The sequence below is a fragment of the Vibrio sp. 661 genome (genome assembly GCF_033339315.1).
GTDB classification, from domain to species: domain Bacteria; phylum Pseudomonadota; class Gammaproteobacteria; order Enterobacterales; family Vibrionaceae; genus Vibrio; species Vibrio alginolyticus.
The window spans coordinates 148,463-174,613 of record NZ_JAWOUJ010000001.1 but is presented as its reverse complement, the minus strand read 5'-3'; the positions used below and the strand labels follow the sequence as shown (position 1 = coordinate 174,613).

The following is a 26,151-nucleotide window of genomic DNA, read 5'->3' as shown; positions in this document are numbered from 1 at the left end:
TAAGTTTTGTTCGAGATAAAATCGTTTTAGGCGAGGCAAGGAGTGTGTAGCCTAGCATTCTAAGTAAATACTCCTTAACAAAGCATAGAACGATTTTAGCCGAACCCTTTGGGCAGCGTTTGTTGGTCATTTCTCCTGCGTTATCAGCTTTTTCATGTAGGCTAACTACACATCAAAGCTTCTGCCTTGCACAAACACCCAACAATTCGCTGCAAAAATCAGCTCGAAAGGTCAACAGACCCTAAACTCGATGTAAATCGCTGTTTTTATCTGATTGTTGTCTAAAGTTTCTAGAGACATAACTGCAATAGTGATTGCCAAAAGAAACGACACCTTTTGAATACAGGGAGAGGAAATGGAAAGCCCACTTGTCACACTCAAACACGCCAGCAAAAGCTTTGTTGATGGCAAAGAGACACATCGCGTGTTGGAAGGCGTCGACTTCACGTTGAACACAGGAGCGAGTGTTGCGCTGACGGGCGCAAGTGGCAGCGGCAAAAGTACTTTGCTCAATGTCATCGCTGGCTTTGAGCCGCTTTCCGATGGTGAGTTGTGGTTAGATGGCGATAACACGGCGGCTTGGAAAGACCCACAATGGAGCCGATTTCGACACCAAAAACTCGGTGTTATCTTCCAGCAATTCAATCTATTAACGCCGCTCAACGTGCAGCAAAACATCGCCTTCCCTCTGCATTTGAATCAAAAGAAATGGAACGACTGGTGCGATTATTTGGTCGAGACTCTAGGCATCAGCCAACTTCTCGACAGACATGTTTCTGCCCTTTCCGGCGGTCAACAGCAACGAGTCGCTATCGCACGTGCATTGGCACACAAACCTAAGCTTCTACTCGCCGATGAACCCACAGGTAACCTTGACCAAAAAGCAGGGTTAGAAGTGATGAAACTGCTCAGTGAAATCACCACCCAAGGCAATACCGCCGTGCTCTTGGTGACCCACAGCCATGAATGCGCTGAATTTATGAAAGCACGGCTGCGATTGGATAACAGTCAGCTACAGAACAGCCATCAAGTAAACAAACATGAGCTTCACCATGAAGCAAACTAAGCCATCAAACACCAGATTCACTCATACTCGACTCGCCCTGAATCTGTTTGCAGCGCACTATCGGCAGGCGCCACTGCAAGCCGCCGCGATTCTGATCGGTATCGTGTTGGCTGTGACCTTATTCGTTGCGGTGCAAGCCATCAACCTCAATGCCAAACGAAGTTATGCGGAATCTACCGAGCAGCTTAGCGCACAAGCTCAGAACTTAATTATTCCACCAGCAGGGCAAAACTATCTGCCCGAGTCTCTTTATTTCACCCTTAGACAAAACGGGCTCAGTGCAGCACTACCTGTAATCGAAGGGCGAGTGAGAGACGAACAAGGGCGTCGCTGGTCAGTGCAAGGTAGTGAGTTGATTGCCGCAATTTCCTCACGTTCGCGCTATTCGTCAGAAAACCAACAAAACGTGTCTTTGTTCGACAGTGCTTTACCTTTACCTGAGCTTTTGGCCGGTAAGCCGATCGTGATGATGAGCCAATCTCAACATCAAAACTTAGGGGAAGTAGAAACCCTAACTCTGGATGACATTCCAACCCAAGTGGTGGTGCTACCAGACGAATGGCAGTTAGGTAGCCGAATGTTGATGGACATTGGCTTTGCCCAGCAACTGCTCAATAAACAAGGGCAGCTCAGTTACATTGCAGTTTTCCATTCGGGTGATAAAGGGGATAAAGACACGCAGGCAAATTGGCAGAAGCTGATTAGCGATCAAGGGCAATGGATTTCCAATAACCAAAGTACAGACCTTGGTTCGCTGACCGACAGCTTTCACCTCAACCTCACCGCAATGAGCTTACTTGCCTTTTTAGTCGGGCTGTTCATTGCCTACAACGGCGTAAAATACAGCTTGCTGAAACGCAATCGGCTGTTAGTGCAGATTCAACAGGCGGGCGTTGCGCCGAGCATTGTGTTCTCTGCGCTGTTAGTTGAACTCACGATTCTGGTTACCATCGGTGCTTCCCTCGGTTTTGTGTTGGGCATACAGCTCAGCCATTGGCTGCACCCGACCGTAGCACTGACTTTAGAACAACTTTACGGCGCAACACTGCTGCCCGGCACTTGGCAGTGGCAATGGTGGGCGCAAGCATTGCTGCTCACGTTAGCCGCCACCCTATTGGCATGTTGGCAGCACTTTAAACAGCGAGTGCGCCAACCGCTTTCCTCTCATGGCGGATTTTATCAAGCACCTGAAGCCTCTAACGAAAACCAATTGTTTTTGATAGGTGCTGCGTTAACGATTCTTGCGCTTGCGGGTTTATGGCTGAGTGAGCACCACCGATTTACCATGGCGTGGCTCGGCGTGCTTGTGGTGTCGATTCCTTTGTATCTACCCAAAACAATCAGCGTATTAGCCAATTGGTGTGAAAAACGCACCAGTTCCGGTTTGATGCAGTATCTGTTTGCTGAGCTGCGCGAGCTGATTTCTCCGCTTTCTCTCGCCATGATGGCACTGCTACTCGCCGTTACTGCCAATATGGGGATGAACACCTTAGTGGGCAGCTTTGAATCCACCCTTAAACAGTGGTTAGAACAAAGGCTGCACGCCGATATTTACGTCAGCCCTGCGCAAGGAGAAATCGCTGATGTAGAGCGCGCATTAGGGCAGTTCGATAAGGTTGAGACCGTCTACAAGCAATACTACGTCGACGATAACCTGCAAGGCTTACCGATTTTGCTTGGCACCAAAGACAAAGACACCTTAGAACAAACCATGGTATTCAAATCGCACTTGGAAAACTTCTGGTCACGCTTTTATCAAGGTAAGTTAGTCGCGATCAGTGAACCTACTGCGGTCAAACTGGGTTTATCACTGGGTAGCGAGCTCACGCTTGATGCCGTTCCAAATAAGAACCTGCTTGTGGGTGCGATATTCCATGATTACGGCTCACCCAATGGTGAAGTGTTATTGGCTCCCAAATTATGGCAAGAGAGCGGCTTTACCGACCTGCCAACAAGCCTCGGCATTAAAGTCTCAGGTGACCCACAAATCGTATACGAGCAACTGCGCGAGCAATTGAATCTGCACCCAAGTCAGCTCTACGATCAGGCGCAAATCAAATCCATCGCGTTGGATATTTTCTCGCAGACCTTCGCCATTACGCGCGCACTCAACGGCGTAACTTTGATGGTCGCGGTAATTGGTCTGTTCAGTGCTTGTTTTATGTTGCTCGACGCGCGCAAAGCCGCCATTGCAAGGCTGTATGCACTTGGCGTTAGTCGTCGTAAATTAATGACCATGGTGGTCGGACAGATCGTCGCTTTGGTCAGTTTTACTCTGGTTATCGCCCTGCCCCTCGGAGCCATGGTGGGTTACGTGCTGACAGACATCGTCACCTTACGCGCTTTTGGTTGGAGCTTAAATTATCTGTGGAATTGGAGTGACGCCCTCAGCATTGCGGCGATCACCATCTTAGTGGCAGTGATCGCAACCTTGATTCCGCTGTGGCGATTGGTCAGTAAGCCTGTCGTATCCAGTTTGCAAAGCGAGGTGTTGTGATGGTTCGATTGGCAAGCAAACTTACTCTACTCATAAGCAGCTTATTCCTGTTCGGTTGTGAAGATCCCCAACAACAAAATATGGGCACGTTGCTGGGCAGTGGATATACGCAAAGCGAGAGCAACCTATTCACCCCCGTAGAAAAAGGGAATGAACTCACCTTCCCGGCAGACCATCAAGCGCACCCGAATTTTCGTCATGAATGGTGGTACTTAACCGCTAACTTAATTGATGAAGATGGCAACCCACTTGGCGTCCAGTGGACACAATTTCGCTTTGCTGCTGCGCCGCCAACTGGCGAAGATGACGTGAAGAAAACCGAGTGGCAAACGCAACAAATCTACATGGCGCACAGCGCAGTCACGACCGCGGACAAACACTACGCCGATGAAAAATGGTCGCGCGATCAAGCCTCTCTCGCAGGCGTTGATTCTTCACCAATTAGGGTTTACCTCGATGATTGGCAGTGGTCTTCTTCAACCACAGATCTCTTCCCTGCCACATTGAAGGCGAACTCCGAACAGTTTGGCTATTCGCTGACGCTTACCAGCACTGCGCCTTATCAAAAGCAAGGCGAGCAAGGTTACAGTACCAAAAGTGGCGATGGTCAGGTGGCTTCGTATTACTACAGCCAACCGTTTATTGATGTGTCCGGTGAAGTCACGATCGACGGCGAAACCCATCAAGTATCCGGCAAAGGTTGGATAGACCGAGAGTGGAGCTCGCAATTCTTACTCGACTCACAACAAGGCTGGGACTGGTTTGCCCTAAGGTTGAGTGACGACACTAGCTTGGTGGTGTTCCAATTGCGGGATTCCAAAACCGGAGCAGCCAGTTACTCCAGCGCAAGGCTGATGCAGCAAGATGGTTCTGGCATTGCTATCCCACAGAAAGACATTCAGCTAGAGGCGACTAAGCAAACAGAAATCCAAGGGCGAAAGTATCCAACCCAGTGGCAAGTGTCGATTCCTAAGCAGCAAATCGAGCTAACCGTTTCTGCACTCAACCCGAACGCGAAAATGCCCCTTTCAGTGCCTTATTGGGAAGGCCCTGTGCGCATTAAGGGCTCTCATTCTGGGACAGGTTATATGGAACTAACGGGGTATTGAAAAGTTGAGTGATTACCCCAATTATTCAGCTAGTACAAACACAGGTAACCGAGTGATACACTGCACCTCAGTGTCATCCAATGAATGATTAAAAGGAAATGCGATGAACCCGATTATTGCGCTGCTAAAAGAGAACAACATCAGCGATGAGCAAATCAACGAGATTTTTCAGACTCTGACGCAAAACCCTCTAGCGGCAATGGCAACAATCAGCCAACTAGGTTTGCCACAAGACAAGCTACAAATGCTGATGGCGCAAGTGATGCAAAACCCTGCGCTAATTAAAGAAGCCGTAGACGAGTTGGGATTGGATTTCTCAAAGGTTGAAGAAGCAAAAGAGAAGCTTCAAAGCCAAAACCAAGGCAACTAAGTCTTAGCCATTTAGCGCTGAATATAGAAAAGACCGTTAACCCGAACATGTGGGTTAACGGCCTTTTTTGTTCGCTACTTTTTTGTCGGCTAATTATCAGCGATTTAAAGACGCGAATTGTTCTGCGGTCATACCGTAGTAAAGCTTGTCGTCAAAGCCTTGCTCTAGTTTGTAGTAGTCTTTCTGACGGCCTTCTTGAGTAAAACCATTTTTCTCTAAAGTCTTGTAAGATCCAACATTAGAAGCGTAGCAATCCGCACTGACTTTATGGGCGTTTAGCTCAGTAAATCCAATCTCGGTCATCATTTGGCAAGCGCGAGTCGCAACGCCTTTACCCCATGCACAAGTTGGTAATTGATAACCTACTTCGTAGTTGCCAGTTAAGAACATCACTGCGGTCACCGCACACATTCCCATGTACTGACCTTGCTGGTCACGAATCACGAATGTTGGGCTATCTGGCCAGACACCGTCTTTGATCGCTTGTGCCGTATTTTCGATAATAGGGCCAAAGAAACCCTCATATAGGCTGTTATCAGCAGGTGCGAAGAACAGATACTGATTGACCTTATCGTCGTTCAGCATCTCGATAATATCTTGTAGATCAGAGCCTTGAATCAGTTGGATAGTCAACGATTCGTTAAATGGGATGGCTTCGCCTTGTTTTAGTTTTTGATATGACATGTGTTACCTCGTTATCTGCTGAAAATAGTAGCCCAGCGGATAAGAGAAAAATTGGATTTTTGCGACAACTTTCGGGCTGATTAGCAATGTATTACGACTCAAAATCGCCATAGATATCGATGGTTAAGTCGCGCTTTTTCAAGTATTTGCTTGGCGTTTTTCTTAGCTGCTGTTTGAGGGTACGAATCAAATGCGATTGGTCACTGAAACCAAATTGCTGGGAGAAACTCGCCCAATCAATTGCTTCTTGTTGCTTGTAGAGAGTCAAAATCATCTGCTCCAGACGCGCCATTTGTTGATACTGCTTAACGCTCAACCCCACCACTTGTTTGAAACTGCGCTCAAGCGTTCTGCGAGAACAGGCGCACTGTTTGGCTATCTCATCAATATCCATCGCTAGCTCAGGTGAGAGTAGTGCTTGAGCGTCCATCACGGACACCGCTTTTTTCGATGCCAAAAACGGTTTGGTGCGGTAAGGTTCGATATCTAACGCATCTAAATGTCGCTTGATATAGTCCAGCAAACATTGCGGTGAATCTTGCAACTCTAGCTGCCATAACCCTTGTTGAAAGCGCACATCAAACGCCGTGTTGAGCCAATCAAACCATTCGCATTGGTTAATTGCAGCTACTTGGGGTGCATCACTAAACCGTGATTCAATGGCATACAAACCCTCTGGGCGAAAGGTGATGCCGATACGCTTGATAGGAGCCGTATCTTCCAACAACAGCAAGTGTTCGTTAGCCGTTAATAAGTGGCAGCCTTTGCCAGCAAGCTTTGTGTCTCCCGTGTCGTAGCTGTAGCCTTGCTCTGGTGGCGTAAAGAGTAAATGAGCACGCGGGTTTGGAATAAGGTGCGGCTTGGGGTCAATGACTTCACCCTCTGGCACTTCCAAGTACCAAATTTGATGAATGAGCCATTCGTACTCTGGCAGAGACTGTTTCCAAGCTATCATGATTGTCCTAGCGGTTAGTAAAGATAATGAGCGCAACGTTTTTGCTTAAACATCTGTTCGTTGAGTGTGACTGATTGACGCTCATCTCGCCACGCATTTCTCACCCTGCTCCCTTGCAAGCTTGTTGGATTGCGGTAGGCTTTGAGCAGAGAATACAAGCTGAACAGAACAAGGAAATACCCCGATGCGCGTCGACTACCACCAACGACTGGTTCCTGTGATTCGCTTTTTAGAACAACACTTTAATGAACCACTCAACCTGCCAGAAGTGGCCGCGCTGGCGAACCTTTCCCCTTATCACTTTCATCGCACCTTCAAAGCCGTGCAAGGCGAAACACTGGCCGACTTCATTCGACGTTTACGTCTAGAAGCCGCCGCCGATGACTTATTCAAATCCAAACAACCGGTATTGAACATTGCCCTAGAGTACGGATTTTCCAGCTCACAGAGTTTAGCCAAAGCCTTCAAACAACATTATGGCGTCACACCTACAGCCTTTCGTGACTGCGAAAACTACCAGCAGTTTTCTGAATTAGCACGAAACAGCAAGATTGGACACACGTTGCGCAAGAATGGAAACGAAGTAACACCAAGCGATTCATATACTAGCTCTGAACTCACCAAATGGAGCACGACAATGGAAACGCAAAACTTTGAAAAAGCAAAACTGGCTTACATTCGTGTAAACGGCCCTTACGGCCAAGGCTATGAAGAGCCATCAGGTCGCCTGTATCAATGGGCAGGAATGAAAGGTTTGGCAGGCAATACCTGCATCTTCATCTACCATGACAATCCTGAAATCACGCCAGACGAGAAGTGTCGCACTGATATCTGCTTGATGGTGCCAGAAGACACCGAAGTTCCGAAAGGCATTGAGCTGCAAGACTTTCCTGGAGGTCAGTATGCAGTGATGCGCCAGCACATTACTGACCCGAGTCAATACTCAAAAGCATGGGATGATGTCATGAGCAAAGTGATTGAATCCGGTATTGAGAACGACGACCGCCCTTGCTTTGAGCTTTACCACAGCTTCGACCCACAAACGCATCATGCAGACGTTAGCTTCTGCACTGCCATCAAATAAACCAAAAGCCTGCATCGTTGCAGGCTTTTTCATTTCTTACTCTGGTTGATTAAGTCCGTTCTTCCAAACGCTGTTTATCTTTTAATCCAACTACTTAGAACACGAATGAATACCTCAGTATTTTCGTGATCCTACTTCGCGTTTTGAGCACGCGCATTCATTCGCTCGGCTGAGTTGGGATTCATTTCACAGATTATTCATGAAGCGAACCTAGACTGAAAAAACTCCATCGACCCCTTTCGACCTACAACGCTAGGCACAATAAAAACTAGGTACTACAGCACCTCTAGGACATTCCATGAAGAAGAACTTACTTGCCATTGCTCTTGGTAGCGTGATTGCGCTGACTGCTGCCCCATACTCTATCGCGGCTAACGATGCTGCTGTCCAATCTTCCGCCGATTACTCACAGATCGTCACTAAACGCCAGGTTGTCGACCAACTTCTCAACGACGCAGTACAAGCATTCAAATCCCCTGCGCGTATCTCGCATGCGGGTTTTACCGCCAAAATGCCGAGCAACATGGAGATTGTTACCGACCGCTTACTAGAAGCATACAAACTTGAGCCGTACCGCACTGACCTACTGATATCTGCAGCAAACGCGCAGATCTACAACAAGAATGCAGACCGCGCGATTGAACTGTTTGAACAAGCCCTTTCTGTCGCACCAGACGATGTGGATTTGCACGCTTACTTAGCGGTATGGCAACGCTTTGAGGGCAACCAAGCGGAATCAGCGAAACACATGGCGACGCTCACGAAGCTCAATGCAGGTAAAGCCGCAGACATCCAACGCATCTTCGACACCGTAGACCGCGTACTTGCGACTCCATTAAAAGAGAAAGCCGACAAAGGCAAACTGGATGACAAAGGCGCAATCGTCACGCTGGGATACGCGCTGAACCCAGATGGTTCTATGCACCAGATCTTAGTTGAGCGTTTGGAAACCACGTTAGCAATGGCGAAAGCAAATCCAGACGCATTGATCGTATTGACGGGAGGCGTACCGAAGAACCACAAAACTGAAGGCAAATTAATGGCGGATTGGCTGATCGAAAAAGGCATCAGCAAAGATCGCATCATTGAAGAAAACTACGCCACCAGCACGGTAGGTAACGCCCTATTCAGCAGCTACGCATTGGCGCGTCATAACATCAAGCACGCAACCATCATAAGCTCAGCGAGCCATGTGCGCCGTGGTCAAACCTTGTTTGAAATCGCAAGCTGGCAAACTGGTCCGCAAGGCATCACTTTCGACACCGTAAGCTACCCAGACAAGCCACTGAAAGACTTAGCCAAAGCCAGCGATAGCGAACTGCTTGGTATCTACCGCGATGCACTGCGTACTTACGGCATGTGGAGCTACCGCTCTTACCCGCTAGAGTCGCGTTAAGTATTCTCGACTCATACCAATCAAAAAAGCCTGCGTACTTGCAGGCTTTCTTGTCTTTGTGCAGTGATAAGAACCGCTTAAATCGCTTCGCCGTTTACCGTTACTGCCACATCAATGTTGCCACGAACTGCGTTTGAGTATGGGCAAACTTGGTGTGCAATGCGCGTTAGCTCTAGCGCTTGCTCTTGTGGCATGTCTAGCTCTACCGCTAGGCTCACTGTCAGTGCAAAGCCGCCGTTATCGTTAGGACCGATGCCCACTTGCGCTGTTACGGGTGCACTTTTCAGATTTACTTTACCTTCACGTGCTACGTGCAAAATCGCGTTAGAAAAACACGCCGAATAGCCCGCTGCAAAAAGCTGTTCTGGGTTAGTTGCTGCGCCTGTGCCGCCCATTTCCTTCGGGTATGACAGCTCTAGATCGAGAAGACCGTCATCAGTTTTTACTTGACCATTACGACCAGCCAAAGCGGTAGCTTGAGTTTTGTATAGAGTAGTCATGCGAGTGTCCTTCTTAATTTAAGTTGTACGCAATTTAATTGCTTGCAATCTTATATCGAAGTAAAGATCGTTTGCAACTATATTGTGCACAATTTATTTTATAACTCTCTTTCTCTGCAAGCAGGTAGGCAACACCAATGAGCCAGTGTTACACCGACAACACCATGACCGACGACGATAAACTCTTACTCGAAAACCAAGTTTGCTTCCCGCTCTACAGCGCAGCAAATGCAGTGATCCGAGCATACCGCCCGTTGCTGGACGAGCTTGATCTGACTTATTCGCAGTACTTAGTGATGATGGTGTTGTGGGAGAAAGATGGTGCCAGCGTGAAAGAGTTGGGGTCTCAACTGCATTTGGACTCAGGCACACTCACGCCGCTGCTTAAACGCTTAGAAGCAAAAGGCTATGTAGAGCGCGGCCGAAGTGAAACCGATGAGCGCGTCCGCGTACTCAACCTCACCGAGCAAGGTCGTGACCTTAAAGAACAAGCTAAGTCAGTGCCAAACGCTATGATGTGCAAAATCACCTTAGAGCTAGATGAAATGATCATGCTGAAGAAGTTGTGTGGCAAAGTGCTCGACAATCTGAGCTAACAAGATAGAAGCATCCGCTTCCACACTTCCTATTAGAAAGAGCCTGCCGAGATGCAGGCTCTTTCGATCTTAGCTAGAAGATCTACTCAAAGTAATCATTGGTATTCTCTATTGCTACTCTGCCTTAATCTTCAATAAAACCTATCAAAGCAAACTCACTTACATCGGATTTCCCTATCAAGTGAAATAGGAAATGGCTATCAATAGGATAGTTACAAGCGATTTTCCTTAAACACACTCCGATGAGAATATACTTTCCGAAAGCAACAACAGCTCAGCTTAAAACATTCAAAGGAAAGTAAATTATGATTAATACTCAAATCAAACCATTTGCAGCTACAGCGTACAAAAACGGCGAATTCGTTGAAGTAACAGAACAAGACGTTCTAGGTAAATGGGCAGTATTCTTCTTCTACCCAGCAGACTTTACGTTTGTATGTCCAACAGAACTGGGCGACCTAGCAGACCACTACGAAGAGCTACAAAAACGTGGCGTAGAAGTTTACTCAGTATCAACTGACACACACTTCACTCACAAAGCATGGCACGACAGCTCAGACACAATCGGTAAGATTCAGTACTACATGCTTGGCGACCAAACAGGCAACATCACAAACAACTTCGGTGTGATGCGTGAAGGTCAAGGTCTTGCAGACCGTGCAACGTTCCTAATCGACCCAGAAGGTACTATCCAAGCAATGGAAATCACTGCTGAAGGTATCGGTCGTGACGCAGAAGACCTACTACGCAAAGTGAAAGCAGCTCAATACGTAGCAGCACACCCAGGCGAAGTTTGCCCAGCTAAATGGAAAGAAGGTGAAGAGACTCTAGCTCCATCACTAGACCTAGTTGGCAAAATCTAAGCCACTGAAATTTAAGTTCTAATCAGTTCCCGATTTCCTTTTTCTGATTAGAACTGAATTAGAGAGCACTTCAGGTTAGATACCTTGACGACCTTCTGCCTGATTTGCTCTCTCCCCCTCAGGTTTTATCTACAGTAACCACTTTTTATTACCTATCTGAATAAGTAGGTGTGCAGTAATTGCGTAGAAAAAATCGTTTAGAACCAGGCATAGATTTTCGATAGCTAGTTACTCTAACTACAAAATCTATAACGCAGTTATCAACGATTTTAGCTAGCAAGAATGAACAAATACTTGTTTTGATTGGTAACTATTTAATTAAGGTAGTAACAACTATGTTAGACCAAGCGATCCAACAACAACTCAAACAATATCTGGCTAATGTAAAAGAAGAAGTTCGTTTAGTGGTTAGTCTAGATGAAAGCAAAGCATCGAATGACATTTTGTCTCTAGCGAACCAAATCGCAGAGATGAGCGACCTAATCACCGTTGAACGTGACGACAACGCAAGCGCACGTAAACCAGTGATGGCGGTAACTAGCCCAGCAAAAGGCACAGCACTACGCTTTGCAGGCTTGCCAATGGGTCACGAATTTACCTCTCTAGTATTGGCACTGCTTCATTCTGGCGGTCACCCAATCAAACTAGAACCAGAAGTGATTGAGCAAATCGCAGCACTAGACAAAGATCTAGACGTAGAAATCTTCATTTCATTGTCGTGTCAAAACTGTCCGGACGTGGTTCAAGCGTTCAACATGATGGCGGCGATCAACCCGAAAGTAAAAGCAACCATGATCGACGGTGGTTTGTTCCAAGATGAAGTGAAACAACGCGACATCATGGCAGTACCAAGTGTATTCGTGAACGGTGAGCTATTCGGTCAAGGCCGTATGTCTCTGACTGAAATCCTAAACAAAGTGGATGACGGCGCGAGCGAGAAAGCGGCGAAAGCACTGAGCGAAAAAGACCCATACGACGTGCTTGTTGTCGGCGGTGGTCCTGGTGGTAGCGCAGCTGCACTATACGCTGCTCGTAAAGGTATTCGTACTGGCGTTGTTGCTAAGCGTTTTGGTGGTCAGGTTATGGACACCATGGCAATCGAGAACTTCATTTCGGTAAAACGTACTGAAGGTCCAAAACTAGCAACTGACCTAGCAGAACACCTAAAAGAATACGACGTAGACGTCGTGACTGAGCAACAAGCTGAGAAGCTAATGGGCGCAGCACATACAGAAGATGGTTTGATTCACATCCAACTTGAAAGCGGCGCAACGCTGAAGAGTAAGAGTGTCATCTTAAGCCCTGGTGCACGCTGGCGTGAAATGAACGTTCCGGGTGAGCAAGAGTACCGCAACAAAGGTGTCGCGTACTGCCCACACTGTGACGGCCCACTGTTCAAAGGCAAGAAAACCGCAGTTATCGGTGGTGGTAACTCAGGCATCGAAGCTGCTATCGACCTTGCTGGTATTGTAGAACATGTAACGGTTCTTGAATTTGCAGACGTACTTCGTGCAGACCAAGTGCTTATCGACAAAGCGAACTCACTACCAAACGTAGACATCATCACGATGGCGCAAACAACAGAAGTAGTGGGTGACGGTACTCGCGTAACAAGCTTGAAGTACAAAGATCGCAACACAGATGAGATCAAAGAGATTGAACTGTCAGGTATCTTTGTTCAAATCGGTCTAGTACCAAACACAGAATGGCTAAAAGATTCAGAAGTAGCGCTATCTGAGCGCGGCGAAATCGAGGTCGGTAGTCGTGGCGATACGAGCCTAGAAGGTGTGTTCGCAGCCGGTGACGCAACAACCGTTCCTTACAAACAGATCATCATTGCGATGGGTGAAGGTGCAAAAGCAAGCTTAGGCGCATTTGACTACCTAATCCGTAAGCAAGGTTAATCTCCAATTTCTTGAGCACAAAGCGCACGGTGCTGTGTTTTCTTCCCCGGAAAACCAATCGGGGCACCGTGACAGCGATGAGTAACAAGAAATAAAATCAAAAAAACCTAGAAGCCCAAAGACTTTGCCAGCAGGTATTAACTGCTGGCTTTTTTTGTTTGGGGAGAGGTGTAAACAAATCCCTCAGCGCTCCGAGTTCAAACTGGAGGGAATGGCTCTACAATCACGGATAATTCAGTTCACTCCACCAGCATCACAACGCGCTGCGAATAGATACTGAATACTCGCTTAGGCTCCTTCAGAATGACGCTGCTCGTTTAGCTCTCTTTCCGTCATTCCCGCGAACCTAGGTGAGACTCGGAATCTACTCACCGTAAACTCGATCGAAAATGAGTAGCACGAACAAACAAAAGGTGAAACAAGGTTGCAAGCACCTTACCCAACATTCAACCAGCAACCCCACCTAACCTCCCCTTGTATCAAACTCCGAAGCTCTCAACACGCAGAGCTCAAAAGGGAGGAACTGGTTCTGTGCTCGCGGATAGTTCAATTCACAACGCAACATAACAACACACTGAAAGTAGATTCTGAATACTCGCTTAGGCTCTTTCAGAATGACGCTCTTCGTTTAGCACTCTCTTTCCGTCATTCCCGCGAACCTAGGTGAGGCTGGGAATCTACTCACCACAAACTCGATCGAAAATGATTAGCAAGAACACGAACAAACAAAAGGTGAGACAAGGTTGCAAGCCCCTAACCCAGCTCTCAGATTCAAAGCACCAAACCCACCGAATCTCTCAATGTATCCAGATCCAAAGATATCAACCCTAAAAAATTTTAAAAAAGCCCTTTACCTCAACTTTACTTGAGGTTTTAGCATATTCATCGTTGGCTAGAAAATGACAAAAAGGAGCACATCATGATCCAACTAGAACATATTAACTTAGTCGTGAAAGATATCCCTGAAATGCTGAAGTTTTACCAAACTGCATTTCCACATTGGTACGTGCGTGATGAAGGTAAAGGCGAATGGAGTGGCAAGCCAAGAAACTGGCTACATTTTGGCGACGAGTATCAATACATAGCCATGAGTGACCATGGCGAAGGAGAAAACCGCGAGTTGAGCGGGCACCAAGTTGGGCTAGCGCATTTTGCTTATGTGACCAACAACGTCGATGCAATCATCAAAAGACTAACCGATGCAGGTTATCCGATTGCCCAACCTGGTGCTGATGAACCATACCGCAAGAATGTGTATTTTGTTGACCCTGCCGGTTTTGAGATTGAATTTGTTGAATACCTGGCGGATGACCCAAAACTTCGTAACCTGACAAGCTAAAAGAGATGTAAATAATAAAACGCCAGCAGATAGTGACTGCTGGCGTTTTATTTTTTATCTATCGGGCTTCTTTATCGCATTAGCGCTGTTTGGCAAAAACCTGAGTCCAGTAATACCCGTAGCGTGCAGAGTGATTTTCGACAAGCGACGCGCCCATCTGATCAAAATCCGCACTCATGATATTAAGGCAGTGGCCTTCACTCGATAACCAAGCATTAACGACGGCGTTAATGCTGCTTTGCCCTACTGCGACATTCTCACCAATGGCGCTCCAAGCATAGCCCGTTGCGTTAACTCGATCTGACATTTTGCTGCTATCAGAGCCTGTGTGGCTCATGAAATCGCTGTTCGCCATATCGCTTGAATGTCGATAAGCGGCGCTTTCCAAATCGTAGCTCCAAGTCAGGGCCCCAACAGGTGGCATGGTGGTTGCGCCACACTGTTGTGTAGTAGAGCGGGCGCTGTTGACCGCTGCAAGCATCTGCTCGGCAAATGTGCCTTGTGACGATGTGGAACCTGTGTTTTGTGAGCCGCTTTCTGCTGGGGCTGACGACTCCCCATCGCCGCCACATGCGCTGAGAAGTAGGGCCAAAGCAGGCACTAAGATCTTAGTTGGCATTGTCTTTCCTTTATGAGTGACGAAGAGCAAACTGCGCTTTTCGATAATAACGCCCAATAAACTAACAAAAACCAATAAAAGCACCATATAGCTTAGGGTTTTTTAACCAAAGACTCACATGAAGTTTTCAATCGCCTTGGTTCGGTCGATAAATCGGCAACGTTTCAGCCCAAGTATGGAATGGCGTTTCATCCATATCCTGTATTGCTTGAGTGATAAAATCGATGAACACCCTCACTCGGGCAGGCACATATTCCCGGTTGGCATAGAGAAGATACACGCCATTTCCTGCTTGGCGCATGCTCGGAAATATCGGCACTAAACGCCCCGCTTTAAGCCAGTCTCTCGCGATAAAATGAGGGATCTGAGTTAATCCTAAGCCTTCTGCGCAAAGCTCTGCCATGGATTCACCGTCATTTACAATGTAGTTTCTTTCGGGGTCATATTCACTCGCACCGTCTGGTTCTGGCATCCGAATCGGCAACAGTTTCCCCGTTTGTTTAAAACGAAAACGAACCCAAGAATGGTCATTGAATACATCCGAGCCACTCGGAACACCATGGCGCGCTAAGTAATCCTGACTGGCACAAATAATAAAATCGATAGGGCTGAGCTGACGCACAATCAATTGACTATCGTGAACGACACCAGAGCGAATCGACACATCAATACCTTGCTCAATAATATCAACGTAGGCGTCATCGTAATGAATATCGATAGTGATGTTAGGGTAGCGGCGACAAAACTCTTTTAATAAAGGACGAATATAGAGGCGACCGTACGAGACTGGCACATTAATCTTAAGCTGCCCTGAAAGCGCATCATTGTGACTTTTTAATGAATCCTCACATGCCGCCAGCTCCTCCAGTACAAACCTAGCAGTATTTGCGTACCGACGACCAGCTTCTGTCAGGCGGCTCTGTCGCGTAGAACGTTGAAAAAGCTGTATACCCAAATCGCTTTCAAGACGATGTATGGCTTTGCTCACGGTCGAAGGGTCAGTGCCATACACTTTGGCAGCCGCAGCAAAACTACCGCCATCTAAAGTGGCAATAAAAAATCGTAGGGACCGTATCTTATCCATATAACCAATGAACTCTATTCATGAATTTTATTCACTTTAGTAAAGACCAAGTGGCTCTTCAATCACTAATTAGCCTAAATATAATGAACCTCAATAACTTGATGCTCTGTTAGCGAGGAAAAACCATGGGTAAAAACGGATTGAAGAATGCACTACAACTATTGATAGCGACACTAGTCCTATTCTTTGGGGTGCTTCAAACAGCACATGCCGCAGATAAACGAATTGGTATTCTGGTTTACGATGGCGTACTGACCTCTGATGTTACTGCGCCTTTAGAGGTTTTTGGCGTCGCAAGTCGTCTCACTTGGTTTAGTGATTATGACGTGCTCACCATTTCCGTCTCCGATCAGAAAACCATCACCACTGAAGAAGGATTAAAAATTGGTGTGGATGCTTGGATTGGTGATCTGCCGGAACTCGACGTACTGGTTTTAACATCCAGCTATGACATGGATGCACTAATCGAAAATAAAGATCTCATTCACTTTATTAAAACTACCTCAAAGGCGGCAGATTGGATGGCAAGTAATTGCTCTGGCGCGTATTTGTTAGCCGAAGCTGGCCTTTTAAACGGCAAAAAAGCAACAACTTGGGCCGGAGGTGAAAACGGCTTTCAAAGAGATTACCCAGCAGTCAAAGTACAAGTCGACCAGAATTTTGTCATTGATGATGGCGTTATCACTTCGAACGGTAGCCTAGTTAGCTATCAAGCTGCTCTTAAGCTACTTCACCTTATGACTTCAGAGTCTAAAGCTCAGGAAGTCGCAGATGCCATCCAGTACTCACGTTTTTCCAACCAACCATTTTAAGCGTGTAAGAAAGAAATCAGAGCCACCCTTCGATATTTCGAAGGTTAACTCTTCGAATTTATCTTCCTAATCGAACAACCCTTTTTATCACTGTAAAAGCGATAAAAAGGGTTGTCGTTCATCTGGCAGACACAACGTGCTCTCCAAACTTTTTATCTTAATGCTATGGAAAAACATAAACGTTACGAAGCACTGACGAAAGAGCGATACCAAGAGATCTACCGTCTCGCGTATTGGTTATGCAAAGATCACCACCTTGCTCAAGATTTAGCGCAAGAAACCTTCCTGAAAGCGTGGCGATTCTTTGATAATTTAAATGATCCCAACGCCGCGAAGTCTTGGCTCATTACTATTTTGCGTCGTGAGAATGCTCGGCGCTTTGATAGAAAACAGTACGATTTTGTCGACATTGATGAGTGTGCAATACAGACAAAAACCTACCCTGGCAGTGACTACGACATGGCCCAAGATTGGCTTCAAAAACAAATGATGATTCTCGAACCCAAATACCGAGAGCCGTTGCTCTTGAGCTTAGTGGCTGGGTTGAATCATGATGAAATTGCCCAAGCCTTGAGGCTCAACCACAACACAGTGGCGACTCGATTATTCAGAGCGCGTAATCAGATCATCGCACAGAAGGAGAGTCATTAAGACACAAAAAGTAGTCAACCACATAAACTAACTGGCTATGCTCCGGTCTATTTCATAAGTCGTTACACAACTCGACGCTTTAACGCTTTACATCAAGCGCGACTAGATGAACACTTCTTGTCAAAGTACAATAACAGCCGACATAGAGTAGAGTCAGTAAAACATTATGAGTAACACGACGGCGAAAAAGCCGAATCCCTTATTTGAAATCCTTTTCAACGTATTTATCCCTTCCTTCATTTTGATGAAGTTTAGTGGCGATGAGCATCTAGGGACAGCAATGGCGCTGGTTGTCGCTTTGCTATTTCCTATCATTTATGGCGGTATGGACCTTGTCCGTAACAAGAAATTTAACTTTATTTCTGCTCTGGGCTTTATCAGTGTTCTACTAACTGGTGGCATCGGCTTGTTAGAGCTTGATACACGCTGGTTAGCACTAAAAGAAGCCCTGATTCCTGGCCTGATCGGTTTAGCGGTTTTGGGTTCAACGTTTACCCGCTACCCACTGATGCAGAAGTTAGTACTGAATGACACAGTGTTGAATCTCGCGTTGATTAACCAACGTTTAAAAGAAAATGGTAAAACCGATGCGTTCGAACGTTGCCTTATGTCTTCTAACTACCTGTTTGCAAGTACTTTTGCGTTCTCATCTGCAATGAACTACTTCCTTGCGACTTGGATTGTGACTAGCCCTTCTGGTACTGCTGCCTTTAACGAAGAGTTAGGAAAAATGACGCTGTACAGTTACCCAATGATTGCCATCCCAAGTATGTTGATGATGTTCGGTATTTTTTATTACATTTGGCGTCAAGTACGTGCGATGACATCGCTCGAAACAGAACAAATCTTCCATCTAAAATAGCCCAATCATTACAAGTAAACCCATAAAAAAGGGAGGATTTTATCCTCCCTTTTCTCAACAGGCTCACTGTAATTCACAGCGTCAAAATGATTTTTCCTGACACTGCTGACGAGCGTCGCTCAACCATTTCAATCGCTGTTTGAAAGTCCTCTAACGGCAGATCATATGCAACGTTTAACTTTATGTCGCTGCTAATAAAGTGTTCTAACATTTCAGCGAACACCGTCTTTCTCCCGCCTTTACCTACCGATTCTTCCCAATACCGCAAAAAGAATGTACTAAAGTCGATGTTGTTGGCCTTCATCGATTCAAAAAACTCAGGCGTATAAGGCGTTAACGACAATGTTCCGTAGTTGATGTATTGGCCATTTTCTTTCAAGGTACGAATGAGATCCGTGCCAGCCTCACCACCTATCGCGTCCAGAGCGACCGTTGGTTGTGGCAGTTGGCGCGTTTGCAGCTGCGCTTGTAAGTCTTTCTTCGCGTCCAACACTGGAATAGTATCGTACGGATACTCGTCTGGCTTTGAGGTCACAGCAATCAGTGTAAAACCCAGTGAATGGGCGAGCTGGGCAAATATCTTACCGATCGCTGACCCTGCTGCATTGATGATCACCACATAGTCTTTGTTCAACTTAGCTACTTTAGTGGTGATCACCCACGCGGTTAACGCGTTGATGTACAACTGACAGGCATAGCCGTTCTCCAAACTCTCAGGTAGCGGAAAAAGATTCTCAGGCGAGGCATCTATGTAGTATTGCCAAGTACCACTCATCGCCACCAACACCTTTTGCCCAACTTGAAGGTCAGTTTGACCAACTGCACTGACTTCCACCACACGCCCAACCGCTTCAAATCCCGGCACGCGAGGTGGTATGTGAACGCGGCGGTATTGCCCAACACCATGAATGGAAAGCAAGTCACTTGGGTTAATATTGGTGGCTTCCAGTCGCACCCGAACCTTGCCCTGAGCAAGCGGTTTGAGGGGCTCTTTTTCCAACGACAGCGACGTTTGGGGCTGACCAAAACAGAATTGATTCACTCGAGTATTTATCGTTGGTGCCATTGTTATTCATACCATGTAATTGAAATTCAAAAAGGAAGTTTCGCGACTTCTACTCAAAAGCATTAAGTGAAGTCGAAGCTCTGTATTTCTACCTGCGCGATGCGCCGTTCACTCTAAACTGTTGTGGCGTCATATCAAAATAGGCTTTAAATGCTTTGATGTAGGATGAGTCATTTTGATAACCCACTAGGTCTGCAATGGCTTGGATTGGCAACGATTCATCTAACAAAGAAAGCGAGTAAATTAGCCGAATTTGTTGCCGCCAAAGCAGAAATGAAGTGTTGAATTCCTTGGCGAACAGCCGTGATAAAGTACGCTCAGACGCCCCAATTTTCTCCCCCCACTCTTTTAGCGAACAGCTTAACGCTGGCTCGTCTGTCAATTGCTCGAAAATCAGTTTTAGTCGTCTGTCTTGTGGCAGCAATAACTGAAATGTCTGCACGTTGCTTTTCAAAATTTGATCATGCAACACCGCCAGCAAATGCAGCACTTCTTCGTGGCTTGTCTCACCTTCACACTGTCTGCGGATCTCTTGTAAAAGCTCATTTAAAAACGGCGTTAAAGCAATGGTTCTCACTTGTTGCTCGTACGTTGCGCCAAACTCAGGGTTGAGGTAAATGCCAACAAATATCGTGTTGCTTAGAGCAATCGACTCGTGTTGAACACCCGCAGGAACAAATAACGCAGAGGTGTGCGGAACCAAGTGCTGATAATGCTCAGTTTGTGTTTGCAATAACCCTTTGATAGGAAAGATGATTTGATGCCAAGTGTGTTGATGCAGCGCATCAATGTAACCTTTTGGCATGTCGATGGTTTTCACCAAAACAGGAGAATGGGGATTCGCGTCCATCATCTTATTGGAGGTGACGACGCCTGACTTCGAATCAATTTGGCGAGTTAGCATTGTTAGTTGTCTTTTCATCCCTACTCCGACACACGTTTACTAGGCTATCATGCTCCGCATCGCGAATGAAGGTAAACACTTTATCTCTCATTCAAATAATAAGGAGGTTATATGAAGAAAATCGGCGTCGTAAAAGCTGTGCTAGCAGGGAAAACCGTCCCTTATGCTCATGGAGCGCAAAGCGCAATCAACAAACAAGTGCTGCCTGAGCGCCAGCATGCAACAGAGCTTGGTTTTATCAGTGATGAGCAAGGTGATCCGCGCTTTCATGGTGGCATTCAAAAAGCGCTTCATATTTACCCAAGCGAACACTACCCAATCTGGCAACAAGAATTAGGCGAAAGACCAATTTTCCAATCCGCCGGCGGCTTTGGCGAAAACATCAGCTCCGAAGGCGTCACCGAATCCACGATTTGCTTGAAAGATAAAATTCGCATCGGCTCAACACTACTGGAAGTGTCGCAAGGTCGCATGCCTTGTTGGAAACTTAACGTACGTTTTGACCAACACGACATGGCGAGAAGACTGCAAGATACGCTTCGAACAGGCTGGTATTTCCGAGTGTTGGAAGAAGGCGATATCGGTGCAGGTGACGAGATTATTCTGTGCGAAAGACCTTATCCAGAATGGCCATTGGCTCGCATCATGGGTGCGGTTTTCACTGGCTGTTTAGATAGAGAAGAACTCACTAAGCTGTCTGAACTGCCGTTAGTCGAGTCTTGGGGCAAGTTAGTCGAGCGCCGCCTAGAAACCGGCGAAGTTGAAGATTGGGAAATGCGCTTGGTTGGCCCAACTGTGAGTTAACACCCCAAAGTAAAATTTTAAGCCACGCTCTGAACCGACTATGCCGCCAGAGCGTGTTTTTTTGGTTTACTTCGCACTCGGGGCTGGGCGTTTCGACTTACCTTGGAACTGCTTAATGCTCTTCTTAGCATGAGTTCGGCGGTTGGCTTTTTTATCGCGTGGCGCGCGTTTGCTCTCGCCAGTTGATGGCTTATCCGTTACTGGAAAACCAACCAGATCTTGCACTGGCAATGCACGTTGAGTCAGGTGACGAATCGCGTTTAGTGCGTCCATTTCACCATGACAAACCAATGACACCGCCACACCTTGTTCGCCTGCGCGAGCGGTACGTCCTACTCGGTGAACGTAAGTTTCTGCATGCATTGGCAGTTCAAAGTTGATCACTACAGGTAATTGCTCAATGTGAATGCCACGCGCTAGTAGATCGGTGGCAATCAACACCTGAATTTGCCCAGATTTAAACTGCGCCAGTGCTTCTTCTCGCTCATCTTGACTCTTATTGCCATGCAGCGCATTGGTCAGAATACCCGCTTTATTCAGCTTCTTCGCTAAGCCATCGGCGTTCTCTTTCGCACCAATAAAGACTAATGTCTGAGTCCACGCGTTTTTTTGAATCAGTTCAATCAATGCCTTGGTTTTACTGCCTTTGTTGACGAGGTACAGCGTTTCAGCAATATCTTGGTTGGTGCTGTTTTCTTGATGCGCTGCAACTTGCTTTGGTGCCTGCATAAGCAGCTTCGCTTTACCCTTCAACTCATCTGAAAACGTTGCCGAGAACATCGCGGTTTGACGCTGATTGAAGGTTTGCATCGAAATCTTTTGTACGTCAGGCCAAAAGCCCATATCCAACAGACGATCCGCTTCATCCAATACTAGATAATGAACATTGCTCAAATCCAAGCCATTATTTGCTAGGTCAACCAAACGACCAGTCGTCGCGACAAGGATATGAGGATTTGTCGCTAGCGCCTGCTGTTGTTGCTCTTTATCAACGCCGCCACACAAACACACTGCGTTGAGTTCAAGAACTTGACCAACTTGGTTAATTGCTTCACTCACTTGCATTGCCAGCTCACGAGTTGGCACAAGAATCAGCGCTTTTTGCTCTGGATTGACACTCAGCTTTTCCAACAAAGGCAAACCATAAGCAAGGGTTTTGCCGCTGCCTGTATTTGCCAAAGCCAATAGATCTTGACCAGCCAACAGCTCAGGAATGGCCAACGCTTGAATATAAGTCGGTTTCTTGAAATCTTTTGGCAGTGCGTGAATCAGCTCAGAACTCAATGAGAGAGTAGAAAATGGCATTAACGAAAACCTTGTGCTTTGGGTTGAAGAAGCAATAAAAATAATGAAGATGCGGTAAAACGCAGGCGCGGGCTTTACCACAATCTGCTAGGTGAACCATCCTATTTTAGGCGCTTAAACCAAGCGGCGCCTATGCAAATCGTCAGAAAACTAAAAAGCGCAAAAAAGCCGTTAGTCTGTACTGCCACAGAGCTAACGGCTAAAAACCCTTGAAGAGAACGCTTCGTCAGCCTTTCACTGCGGCTGAAAAGAAATGTGCAGTTTATTAAAGTACAGCTTTACGATTCGGTAAGAACACTTCACCCAACATACAACGAACCGAGCCACCACCAATAGATTCTATGGTAGAAACGTCGAATGGCAGCAATTTACCGTGCGTTGCCAATTGGTTTCTTTGTGCTGGTGAGAATGCATCGTACGCCGATTGCGACATCGCAATCACCTTGTCGCCGTTGATCGTTTCCAGTTGCAGAATGTTACCGCAGAACTGGTTCATCTGCTCCAGCGAAATTGAGATGACTTGCTTGTCTTTGGCGAGTGACTTCATTACAAAACGACGCTCAAATTCTGGGATCACTTCGTCACAAATCACGCAAAACTGTTCGCCAACCGCCATCATCACATTGGTGTGATAAATCGGCGCACCAGACGGCAAACGAGTTTGGAAAGAAATCACTCGTTCATAGCCAATACGATCGGCGTAATCTTCTAAAACCAGACGATCACAACGTTGTGAGAGTGCGGCATAGACCGTTTTATTTAGGTGGTCAAACACCATCACACCCGTGCTTTCTAAATACGCTTTCTCGTCAAGATATTCAGTTAGACTGCTGCGTCGATGAACCTCTCGCCCTGCTTGCGCTAGTGCTGCCACAAGCGCATCGGGACGTACTTCTTTTTGACGGTTTTCACAGGCCATTGGAAAAGTGTACAACGTGCCATCTGGCGTAGTGCTAAACCAATTGTTTGGAAATACCGCGTCTGGCGTCGCAACATCTGAAGTTGGATAATCAAACTCAACAACTTGAACGCCCTCTTGACGTAGCGTTGCAACCATACTCGCGAACTCGGCCATTACTCGACGTGAGACTTCTTCTTGGCTGAGTGACACTTTATGTTGGAACTCATTATCTTGTGCGGTTTCTTCATTAAAACGAAACTCTTTCGGTGGCACCATCACTACGCAGTTTGCGGTTTGGCGCTGAGCACTTTGCGTGCTTTCTTCTTTCCCATTAGCAAATTGGGTCACTGATTCGTGTAATAGCATCCAATACATTCCTTATCACTAGAATGATGAGATTGTAAATTTATTGTTAACTTCAGTTTTGCTGTTTTGACAATTAATTTAATTGCCCAAAAGTAATTTTTGCTGCATTAAGTTCATTTTTCCCTAAATTTTATTGTCACTTTGCAGGTTTAAGCTTTTATTGCACCGTGATGAACATGATAAGAATTCATCATAAGAATCAGAACCATAGACAATCACACTCATAACCAACTAGTTACATTTAAGAAACAATCGGTTAGACTATTTTTTCGCCCCTCTCGTCAATCGGTCTGCTTTATCGAGGAGCAGGCAAAAAACTCTCATACACGCGGTTTCGTCCAAAGCAGCGTGAATCGATGGATTTAGCCACCCCAAATGGCACTGTTTTAACTTTAGGATGAGTTATGTTTAAACGATTTGAAGGCTTTACAGAGCCGTTCCCCAAATCTACACCGGATCAGCCTCCTTCAGGGATGTTCGCTTTTCTGCGTTATTACACTCGTGGTTATGAAAAGCCTTTGATCATCATGTCTTTGATGGCCACAATTGTGGCTGTTGTTGAGGTAATGTTGTTTGGCGCCATGGGACAACTGGTTGATTGGTTGTCTACCAGCAATCCAGAAACGTTCTTACAAGACAATAAATCGGATTTGATTTTCTACGGAGCCTTATTGCTGGTTGTCATGCCTATATTGGTGATCTTGTACTCGTTGCTCGTTCATCAAACGTTATTGGGCAACTACCCAATGTCTATCCGCTGGCTTGCACACCGGTATTTGCTCAATCAAAGCTTGAACTTCTATCAAGATGATTTTGCAGGTCGAGTCGCAACGAAAGTCATGCAAACCTCATTAGCTGTGCGCGAAACCGTAATGAAAGCTATGGATGTGTTTGTTTACGTTACGGTTTACTTCACCAGCATGATCATTATGTTAGCGACGGCAGACTGGCGTTTGATGATCCCAATGATTGTCTGGCTACTCGCTTACATCGCTATCCAAATCTATTTTGTCCCTAAGCTCAAAGACGTCGCTTCAGCGCAGGCCGATGCACGTTCGACAATGACAGGGCGCATCGTCGACAGTTATACCAATATTCAAACCGTCAAACTGTTTTCTCATAGCCAGCGCGAAACCCAATATGCCGAGCAAGGCATGAAAGGATTTTTAAATACGGTCTATCGTCAAATGCGCCTAGTGACCGGCTTCGACGTCGCTGTAGAGATCTCAAACTATATTTTGGTCTTTTCCGTTGCTGCTTTATCGATTTACCTGTGGTTGGATAGTGCCATTAGCGTTGGCGCGATTGCGATTGCTGTTAGTCTTGCATTGCGCGTAAACGGTATGTCGATGTGGATAATGTGGGAAGTTGGCGCCCTCTTCGAAAACATGGGAACCGTTGTCGATGGAATGAAAACGCTCTCTAAGCCTATTGATATTAAAGATAAACCAGGCGCAAAAGACTTGGTTGTCACTGAAGGAGGCATTCACTTTGATAACGTCAGCTTCCATTACGGTGAGAACAAAGGCGTGATTAGCCATCTCGACCTCAACATCAAACCAGGAGAGAAAGTAGGCTTGGTCGGGCGCTCCGGCGCCGGAAAATCGACTTTGGTGAACTTGTTACTTCGCTTCCACGATGTCGAAGACGGCAGCATTAAGATCGATGGACAGAACATCTCAGAAGTCACACAAGACTCTTTGCGTTCAAAGATCGGTATGGTGACCCAAGATACTTCTCTGCTACACCGTTCAATTCGTGACAATATTTTGTATGGCAATCCAGATGCGACAGAAGAAGATTTGCTGAAAGCCACTAAGCAAGCGCATGCCCATGAGTTTATCGAAACTCTGACCGACCCATTTGGTAATGTCGGATACGATGCGCAAGTTGGTGAACGTGGTGTAAAACTGTCTGGAGGCCAACGTCAGCGAATCGCAATATCTCGTGTGCTACTCAAAGACGCACCATTGCTGGTACTGGATGAAGCCACATCGGCTCTGGATTCAGAAGTCGAAGCAGCGATTCAGGAAAGCTTGAATGAATTAATGCAAGGGAAAACGGTTATTGCTATCGCTCACCGATTATCGACCATCGCACAAATGGATCGCCTCATCGTGCTAGATAAAGGCAGCATCGTTGAACAAGGTTCTCATCAAGAACTCATTGCGAATAACGGCATTTACGCCCAGCTTTGGGCGCATCAAACTGGCGGATTTATCGCTGAAGAACTAGACAATCAACACGCTTCTTAACGAGTGATAAGCTCAATAAAAACGGCGCTTTAAGCGCCGTTTTTTATTTAAATCCATGGCTAGATGCTCATATAGCCATTGTGGTTTCTCATATATGAAACACTCTCCATGATAAAGATCACACTTTTTCTGCTAATATAGCGCCTCGTTGCGTATCTA

Annotated in this window: 24 protein-coding genes; 15 read left to right on the top strand and 9 right to left on the bottom strand. The window is 46.3% G+C overall.

The window, feature by feature from the left end; genetic code table 11:
- The first annotated feature begins 355 nt into the window (after positions 1-355).
- The 4 genes from R7P69_RS00835 to R7P69_RS00820 all read left to right on the top strand — a co-directional run bounded on the left by R7P69_RS00835 (position 356) and on the right by R7P69_RS00820 (position 5,042).
- Positions 356-1,066, top strand: a complete 711-nt coding sequence (locus R7P69_RS00835) for an ABC transporter ATP-binding protein (RefSeq protein ID WP_054576548.1) — start codon at positions 356-358, stop codon at positions 1,064-1,066.
- Positions 1,053-3,563, top strand: a complete 2,511-nt coding sequence (locus R7P69_RS00830; protein ID WP_238952384.1) for an ABC transporter permease — start codon at positions 1,053-1,055, stop codon at positions 3,561-3,563. The genes R7P69_RS00835 and R7P69_RS00830 overlap by 14 nt, the downstream gene beginning before the upstream one ends.
- Positions 3,563-4,672, top strand: coding sequence for a lipocalin-like domain-containing protein (locus R7P69_RS00825; RefSeq protein ID WP_170889923.1), 1,110 nt, complete (start codon positions 3,563-3,565; stop codon positions 4,670-4,672). The genes R7P69_RS00830 and R7P69_RS00825 overlap by 1 nt, the downstream gene beginning before the upstream one ends.
- A gap of 103 nt (positions 4,673-4,775) precedes the next feature.
- The gene (locus R7P69_RS00820) at positions 4,776-5,042 is read left to right on the top strand and encodes a DUF2999 family protein (RefSeq protein WP_004746427.1); all 267 of its coding nucleotides are present in this window, start codon (positions 4,776-4,778) and stop codon (positions 5,040-5,042) included.
- Positions 5,043-5,138: 96 nt separating this feature from the next.
- Here the strand turns inward: R7P69_RS00820 and R7P69_RS00815 are convergent, their stop codons facing one another.
- Positions 5,139-5,726, bottom strand: coding sequence for a GNAT family N-acetyltransferase (locus R7P69_RS00815; RefSeq protein ID WP_238952383.1), 588 nt, complete (start codon positions 5,724-5,726; stop codon positions 5,139-5,141).
- Between the two features lie 91 nt (positions 5,727-5,817).
- Positions 5,818-6,681, bottom strand: coding sequence for a helix-turn-helix domain-containing protein (locus R7P69_RS00810; RefSeq protein WP_203345539.1), 864 nt, complete (start codon positions 6,679-6,681; stop codon positions 5,818-5,820).
- A 184-nt stretch (positions 6,682-6,865) separates the two neighbouring features.
- On the opposite strand from R7P69_RS00810, the gene R7P69_RS00805 reads away from it, so the two are divergent.
- Positions 6,866-7,765, top strand: a complete 900-nt coding sequence (locus tag R7P69_RS00805) for a GyrI-like domain-containing protein (RefSeq protein WP_203345538.1) — start codon at positions 6,866-6,868, stop codon at positions 7,763-7,765.
- 298 nt (positions 7,766-8,063) lie between these two features.
- The gene (locus R7P69_RS00800; RefSeq protein ID WP_042600224.1) at positions 8,064-9,161 is read left to right on the top strand and encodes a YdcF family protein; all 1,098 of its coding nucleotides are present in this window, start codon (positions 8,064-8,066) and stop codon (positions 9,159-9,161) included.
- 77 nt (positions 9,162-9,238) lie between these two features.
- Here the strand turns inward: R7P69_RS00800 and R7P69_RS00795 are convergent, their stop codons facing one another.
- Positions 9,239-9,661 carry an organic hydroperoxide resistance protein gene (locus R7P69_RS00795; protein ID WP_042600226.1) on the bottom strand — a complete coding sequence of 141 codons (423 nt, stop codon included), beginning with the start codon at positions 9,659-9,661 and terminating at the stop codon, positions 9,239-9,241.
- A gap of 137 nt (positions 9,662-9,798) precedes the next feature.
- On the opposite strand from R7P69_RS00795, the gene R7P69_RS00790 reads away from it, so the two are divergent.
- The 4 genes from R7P69_RS00790 (at position 9,799) to R7P69_RS00775 (ending at position 14,363) form a co-directional block, all read left to right on the top strand.
- Positions 9,799-10,257 carry a MarR family winged helix-turn-helix transcriptional regulator gene (locus R7P69_RS00790; protein WP_005383518.1) on the top strand — a complete coding sequence of 153 codons (459 nt, stop codon included), beginning with the start codon at positions 9,799-9,801 and terminating at the stop codon, positions 10,255-10,257.
- Positions 10,258-10,562: 305 nt separating this feature from the next.
- A complete protein-coding gene (ahpC, locus tag R7P69_RS00785; protein WP_005374632.1) occupies positions 10,563-11,120 on the top strand; it encodes an alkyl hydroperoxide reductase subunit C in 558 nt (185 codons plus the stop codon).
- A gap of 335 nt (positions 11,121-11,455) precedes the next feature.
- The gene (gene ahpF, locus R7P69_RS00780) at positions 11,456-13,024 is read left to right on the top strand and encodes an alkyl hydroperoxide reductase subunit F (protein WP_238952382.1); all 1,569 of its coding nucleotides are present in this window, start codon (positions 11,456-11,458) and stop codon (positions 13,022-13,024) included.
- 919 nt (positions 13,025-13,943) lie between these two features.
- Positions 13,944-14,363: a VOC family protein gene (locus R7P69_RS00775; protein WP_005374615.1), complete on the top strand. Its 420-nt coding sequence runs from the start codon at positions 13,944-13,946 to the stop codon at positions 14,361-14,363.
- Between the two features lie 79 nt (positions 14,364-14,442).
- On the opposite strand, the gene R7P69_RS00770 is transcribed toward R7P69_RS00775, so the two are convergent.
- Complete coding sequence (locus tag R7P69_RS00770; protein WP_031778865.1) at positions 14,443-14,982, bottom strand: CAP domain-containing protein; 540 nt, start codon at positions 14,980-14,982, stop codon at positions 14,443-14,445.
- 127 nt (positions 14,983-15,109) lie between these two features.
- Positions 15,110-16,066, bottom strand: coding sequence for a LysR family transcriptional regulator (locus tag R7P69_RS00765; protein ID WP_005374613.1), 957 nt, complete (start codon positions 16,064-16,066; stop codon positions 15,110-15,112).
- Between the two features lie 125 nt (positions 16,067-16,191).
- On the opposite strand from R7P69_RS00765, the gene R7P69_RS00760 reads away from it, so the two are divergent.
- From R7P69_RS00760 to R7P69_RS00750, 3 genes are all read left to right on the top strand, one after another.
- Positions 16,192-16,878, top strand: coding sequence for a DJ-1/PfpI family protein (locus tag R7P69_RS00760; RefSeq protein ID WP_005374612.1), 687 nt, complete (start codon positions 16,192-16,194; stop codon positions 16,876-16,878).
- Between the two features lie 120 nt (positions 16,879-16,998).
- On the top strand, positions 16,999-17,529 hold the full coding sequence (locus R7P69_RS00755; protein WP_258458155.1) for a sigma-70 family RNA polymerase sigma factor: 531 nt from the start codon (positions 16,999-17,001) through the stop codon (positions 17,527-17,529).
- Between the two features lie 166 nt (positions 17,530-17,695).
- Entirely contained in the window at positions 17,696-18,391 is a 696-nt protein-coding gene (locus R7P69_RS00750; RefSeq protein WP_005383527.1) for a VC0807 family protein, read from the top strand.
- A gap of 73 nt (positions 18,392-18,464) precedes the next feature.
- Here R7P69_RS00750 and R7P69_RS00745 read toward each other — a convergent pair whose 3' ends face one another.
- Together R7P69_RS00745 and R7P69_RS00740 are read right to left on the bottom strand one after the other, a co-directional pair.
- Complete coding sequence (locus R7P69_RS00745; RefSeq protein WP_017820074.1) at positions 18,465-19,457, bottom strand: zinc-dependent alcohol dehydrogenase family protein; 993 nt, start codon at positions 19,455-19,457, stop codon at positions 18,465-18,467.
- Between the two features lie 88 nt (positions 19,458-19,545).
- Complete coding sequence (locus tag R7P69_RS00740) at positions 19,546-20,361, bottom strand: AraC family transcriptional regulator (protein WP_033906852.1); 816 nt, start codon at positions 20,359-20,361, stop codon at positions 19,546-19,548.
- 111 nt (positions 20,362-20,472) lie between these two features.
- On the opposite strand from R7P69_RS00740, the gene R7P69_RS00735 reads away from it, so the two are divergent.
- Complete coding sequence (locus R7P69_RS00735) at positions 20,473-21,165, top strand: MOSC domain-containing protein (protein WP_033906612.1); 693 nt, start codon at positions 20,473-20,475, stop codon at positions 21,163-21,165.
- A 66-nt stretch (positions 21,166-21,231) separates the two neighbouring features.
- Here R7P69_RS00735 and R7P69_RS00730 read toward each other — a convergent pair whose 3' ends face one another.
- Together R7P69_RS00730 and R7P69_RS00725 are read right to left on the bottom strand one after the other, a co-directional pair.
- Positions 21,232-22,470: a DEAD/DEAH box helicase gene (locus R7P69_RS00730; RefSeq protein ID WP_238952381.1), complete on the bottom strand. Its 1,239-nt coding sequence runs from the start codon at positions 22,468-22,470 to the stop codon at positions 21,232-21,234.
- A 265-nt stretch (positions 22,471-22,735) separates the two neighbouring features.
- Positions 22,736-23,737 carry an arginine deiminase-related protein gene (locus R7P69_RS00725; RefSeq protein WP_053350139.1) on the bottom strand — a complete coding sequence of 334 codons (1,002 nt, stop codon included), beginning with the start codon at positions 23,735-23,737 and terminating at the stop codon, positions 22,736-22,738.
- A gap of 404 nt (positions 23,738-24,141) precedes the next feature.
- Between R7P69_RS00725 and R7P69_RS00720 the strand changes: the two genes are divergently transcribed.
- Positions 24,142-25,992: an ABC transporter ATP-binding protein gene (locus tag R7P69_RS00720; RefSeq protein ID WP_005374597.1), complete on the top strand. Its 1,851-nt coding sequence runs from the start codon at positions 24,142-24,144 to the stop codon at positions 25,990-25,992.
- Positions 25,993-26,151 lie beyond the last annotated feature (159 nt).